This window comes from Luteitalea sp. (assembly GCF_022842525.1).
Taxonomy (GTDB): Bacteria; Acidobacteriota; Vicinamibacteria; order Vicinamibacterales; family Vicinamibacteraceae; genus Luteitalea.
Genome location: NZ_JALHPM010000307.1, coordinates 1 through 4,691, shown reverse-complemented (window position 1 = coordinate 4,691; position 4,691 = coordinate 1). Strand labels below are relative to the sequence as shown.

Annotated in this window: 3 protein-coding genes; all 3 read right to left on the bottom strand. The window is 68.2% G+C overall.

Annotated elements, in window-relative coordinates:
- A partial coding sequence (locus tag Q0C41_RS29875) for a zf-HC2 domain-containing protein (protein WP_291990410.1) occupies window positions 1-262 on the bottom strand: 262 nt, incomplete at its 3' end.
- Window positions 263-269: 7 nt separating this feature from the next.
- A complete protein-coding gene (locus tag Q0C41_RS29870) occupies window positions 270-1,217 on the bottom strand; it encodes a sigma-70 family RNA polymerase sigma factor (RefSeq protein WP_291990408.1) in 948 nt (315 codons plus the stop codon).
- A gap of 261 nt (window positions 1,218-1,478) precedes the next feature.
- Entirely contained in the window at window positions 1,479-4,331 is a 2,853-nt protein-coding gene (locus tag Q0C41_RS29865) for a carboxypeptidase regulatory-like domain-containing protein (RefSeq protein WP_291990406.1), read from the bottom strand.
- Window positions 4,332-4,691: the final 360 nt, after the last annotated feature.

The following is a 4,691-nucleotide window of genomic DNA, read 5'->3' as shown; positions in this document are numbered from 1 at the left end:
CTGCGGCCGGCAGCGTGGGGGGGGCGGGTGCGGCGGCCGCCGGAGCGGCCGCGGGTGCGGGTGCGGAGAGGTCATCGACCGCCCGTGCGGCCACGACCGTGGCGACCACCTCGCGGCAGTCGTCACATTCCGCCAGGTGCGTGACCATGCGGTCCCGGGAGTCGGGGGGAAGCGTGCCTTCGACGAACAGAGCGAGTTCGAGATCCGAGGGGCACGGCGTCGCCGGGGGGCGACCGCCGCGATGGATGTCGAATGACGTCACGATTCTCTCAGGCGCGGACGACGCCTGGGGGCGGGCGACGTTCCACTCCGTGGGACGGTCCCTGGCCGTCGTTTTTGCAGATCTCGTCGAGCACGGCCGTGCCCGGGGGCAGATTCGCGGCGCCGATGATCTCCCGTACGTCCTCCGCGGTCACGTCCTGCGCCAGCAGGGCGGCGTGCAGCCGGCTCATCAGATGCAGGAACCGGGGGTAGAGGCGCTGCTGGTCGAGGTGCAGCACACGCGCGATCTGCGCCCGCGTCATGCCGTTCGAAAAGAACAGCTTGAGCACGAGGCGGTCTTCCGCGTCGAGCCCCGCAAGCGCATCGCTCAGCGCGCGTTCGACGCGCGCGGCAAGCGTTTCACGCTCGGCGGCCCGCACGAGCGCGTCGGCGTCGGCGCCGGGCTGCTCGGCCTGCGCGAGCTCGCTCACGTCGACGAAATAGCGGCCCGACGCCACCGGCAGCCGCGAGTAGATGTCCCACAACTCGTCGCGGGTGTCGGTCACGCCGTGGTCGGCGTGCAGGGTCTGCACGGCCTCGTCGAACGTGAGGCGCTTGCGGTGCGTCAGGCGCCACAGGTGCAGCGCCACGTCGCCCAGCCGCTTTGCCAGGGCCGGCGGCTTGGCCTTGCCCCACTCCTGGTTGCGGAAGTCGAGGAAGACACGCGTGATGACGGTGACGAGATAGGTATGAAGGCTGCACTCGCGGCGCCAGGCGCGCAACGCGGCGTAGTCGTTGGTGGCAAGGTGCAGCATCACGCGGCCGCGCAGTTCGTCGGCCATGTCGCGCGTGAGGTGATACCGCGCGGCCACGAACCGCACGGCGTCGACGACGACGTCGTGCTGCACGGTGAGCAGGTCGCGGCAGGCGTCGACGGCGTCTCGCCGGGAGACGTCGGCCGCCGTGTCCGCACGATCGGGCACGGCGTCGCGGAGAGGGCGGGGGCGACGGGCCATGGGCGGCAGGGGCCCTGCCGAAGTCGCGATTATCGTGGAGCTGCTGGTGATTCGCAAGGCATCGATCATGGCCGCCTCCCTTCGTGTCCGGCGGACGGCGGGTGAGACATTCACCCGGGGTCGCATCCGTCAGAGGTAGCGGCAGGCTCCGCCATATTCCCTCGCGGCCGGTCCCGTACATACAACGGGCCGGGCGCCGCCATGGCGGGCCCGGCCCATCGGAAGTCGCGGCCTCGTCCGGGGCGCGCCCCGGACGACACGTCAGAACGTCAGCTTGAAACCGAGCTGGGCCTGGAAGGGATCGAACGCCTGCCGGGCCTGTCCGAAGCCGGTCGGGCGGCCGATCGCGGTCACGCCGGCAGCGGCCGACTGGTTGCCGTTGAAGTTGTTCAGGTTCACGGTGTTGAACACGTTGAACATCTCCCAGAGGATTTCGCCCGACACGCGGCCGATGGTGACCCGCTTCGAGGTGCGCAGGTCCAGCTGGAAGTAGGCATCACCGCGGCCGGCGTTGTAGCCCACGCCCGCCGGACGGTCGTTGTTGTCGCCGTCACGGTTGGTGTCGGTGCCGAGGACGATGTTGAAGGGCGGCGCCGAGTTGGCGGTGACGATGGTGCCGAACTGGATGTCCCACGGCAGCTGGTAGATGACGTTGCCCACGAAGCGGTGGCGCACGTCATTGGCCGTCGGGCCCCAGTCGGCCATCAGGTCGTACTTGTCGGACGGCGTGCCGTTGTCGGCGATCGACTTGGCGCTGCCGAGCGTGTAGCCGAACAGGAAGCCGAGGCGATTGGCGAACCGCTTCTGGATGCGGAACTGCGCCTGGTGGATCCGGATCGGGGCCGAGTCGTCGTACACCAGCAGCCGCAGGCCCGAGGTGAGAATCGGGAACGTGCCATCGGCCTGCCGGGCATTCACGTTGCGCGTCAGCGGGAAGTGTTCGCCGCGCATGTAGACGTAGTCGAACGACGCGGCGTAGTTGGTGCCGAGCTGGCGGGTCACGCCGGACGTCATCTGGTGGGTGTAGGGCGCTTCGGCGTCGGCGCTGGCGACACGAAACGCCGTGCCCACCGATTCCGGGAACGTCTGCGTCGGAATGTTCGGGAAGAAGTCGTTGGGGATGCGCGCGCCCGACCGCGAGTCGTTGGCGATCTGCGTGGTGATGAAGCCGGGATACCCGGCGACGATGCCGCGCATGGTGGTGGTGTTGATCTGGTCGTAGTAGATGCCGTAGCCGCCGCGCAGCACCGTGCGGCCGTCGCTCATCGGATCCCACGTGAGGCCGAGGCGCGGCGCGATGTTGTCGAGGTCGTTCGGCGCGCCCTTGAAGTTCTGGCCGCGCAGGTCGCCGGTGATCTGGCGCACCCAGAACTGCTCGATCGGGATGTCGGTCGGCACGTCCTGACCGTTGAGGTCGCCGCGCCAGAACTGCCAGTCGTAGCGCACGCCGATGTTGATCGTCACGTTGCTGCGCGGCTGCCACTGGTTGTTGATGAACGCCGAGTAGATGTCGACGTCGCGGGTGAGCGCCGCGAGCTCACCGCGCAGCTCCACGCCCTGCGTGTAGCGGAACGGCAGCGACGTCGGGTCGCCCGGCACCACCGGCCGGTCCTGCAGGAACTCGAACAGGCCGTTGAACGACTGGTTGATGAGACTGGTCGTGGGCACCTTGTTCATCTCGAAGCCGAACTTCAGGTCGTGCGTGCCCTTGGCCACGAAGTTGACGCTGGTCGCGTTGGTGACGATGTAGTTGTCCTGCGTGCGCGACTGCGGCACGTTGCTGGCGCGGCCGAACTGCACGGTCGGGAAGCGGATTTCCGGCTTGCTGGTGGAGCCGGCCGGCAGGACGCGGTCGAGCGCCTGGTGCGAGCCGCTGACGCGCAGCTCGTTGACGATGTTCGAGCGCAGCACCGAGGTCAGGTTGCCGACGAAGAACCAGGCCCGGCGCTGGTCGTCGTAGCCGTGGTCGCCGGCGCTGTCGCCGCCGGTCTGCTGGTTGAACAGGTCGCGGTGGTCGTACATGTAGGTGCCGTTCAGCGTGTGCTTCTGCGAGGCGAGGTACGTGACCTTGCCGAAGACGTTGTTCTCGCTGGTCGTCACCGGAATGTCGGTGCGGGTGTCGTAGCCGAGCGCGCTCACGAAGTCACGAATCGCCACCGGAATGTTGACCTGCACCGAGCGGTTGTTGGCGCGCTTCTCCCACGAGGCGAAGTAGAAGAGCTTGTTCTGCTTGATCGGCCCGCCGAGGGTGGCGCCGTACTGCTCGATCTTGAAGGGCGGCACGATCTCGGCGAAGTAGTTGGGCTTGTCGAAGGCATCGTCGCGGCGGAAGTAGAACCCGGCGCCACGCACCTGGTTGCCGCCCGACTTGGTCAGGATGTTCACGGCGCCCGACGCCGAACGGCCGAACTCCGCCGAGTAGGAGTTGGCCATCACCTGGAACTCCTGGATGGCTTCCTGCGCGAGCGCGATGCGGGTCGCCGACGACAACGCGCTGCCGCCGCCGGTCACTTCGTCGTTGAAGTCGACGCCTTCGAGCCAGATCGACTTGTAGTTCTCGCTCATGCCGCCGAACGAGATCGAGTCGGTCTGGCCGCTCGACGCCGACCCCTGATCGGCGACCACGCCCGGGGCGAGCAGCGTCAGGTCGAGGAAGTCGCGCGACTTGAGCGGCAGGCTGGCGATCTGCTGCGTATCGACGAGTGTGCGCACCACGTTCTCGGTGGTGTTCACGAGCGGCGCCTGCTCGGTCACGGTGATGGTCTCCTCGAGACCACCCACCTCGAGCGTAAAGGGCGCCGCCACCTGCGAGTTGATGGCCAGGCGCAAGTCGGTGCGGGTGGCCTCCTTGAAGCCGGTCAGGCTGGCCTTGACGGTATAGAGGCCGGCCGGCATCGCGGAGAACCGGTAGTTGCCGAGTTCGTCGGTGACCGCCTCGCGGGTCAGGCCGTTCGCCTGGTTCACCGCCGTCACCGTGACCCCGGGCAGCGTGCCGCCGGTCGAGTCCTTGACCTCTCCGAGAATCGTGCCGGTCGTCGTCTGGCCGATGGCCACCGCGGGGGCGAGCCACGCCGCGAGGGCCATCCACGCGCCGACCATGCGTAGGTGCTTCATCGTTATCCTGCCTCCAGACCGGGGCGTGTCACGCTCGGGGAGCGCGGCGAGGGTCCACGCCCGGCCGGGGCATTTTACGTCTGAGTCATAGCCAGCCGGCGCGGGAATGTCGCCGCCGGCCCGAACTTGTGACAACGCGAGACAAACCCGAAAAAAGCAGTGAAATTCGTGGCCCGCGCCAACCCGCTACTTACGGCATAATGCAGCGACCGGCGGCCTCGGATGTCGTGGCCGCATGCAGGCTTCCGGGCCCACCGGGCCGAGCGAGGGTGGCAATGAAACAGGTGTTCCTGGCGTCCGCATGCGCGGCGCTGCTCTCACTGGGACTGGCCGCGCGCGCCGCCCAGGCGCCCGCGACGC

Bases quoted from the DNA above. Each gene is read 5' to 3' on its own strand.
- Q0C41_RS29865 (WP_291990406.1), bottom strand. From the start codon at position 4,331: ATGAAGCACCTACGCATGGTCGGCGCGTGGATGGCCCTCGCGGCGTGG.
- Q0C41_RS29870 (WP_291990408.1), bottom strand. From the start codon at position 1,217: ATGGCCCGTCGCCCCCGCCCTCTCCGCGACGCCGTGCCCGATCGTGCG.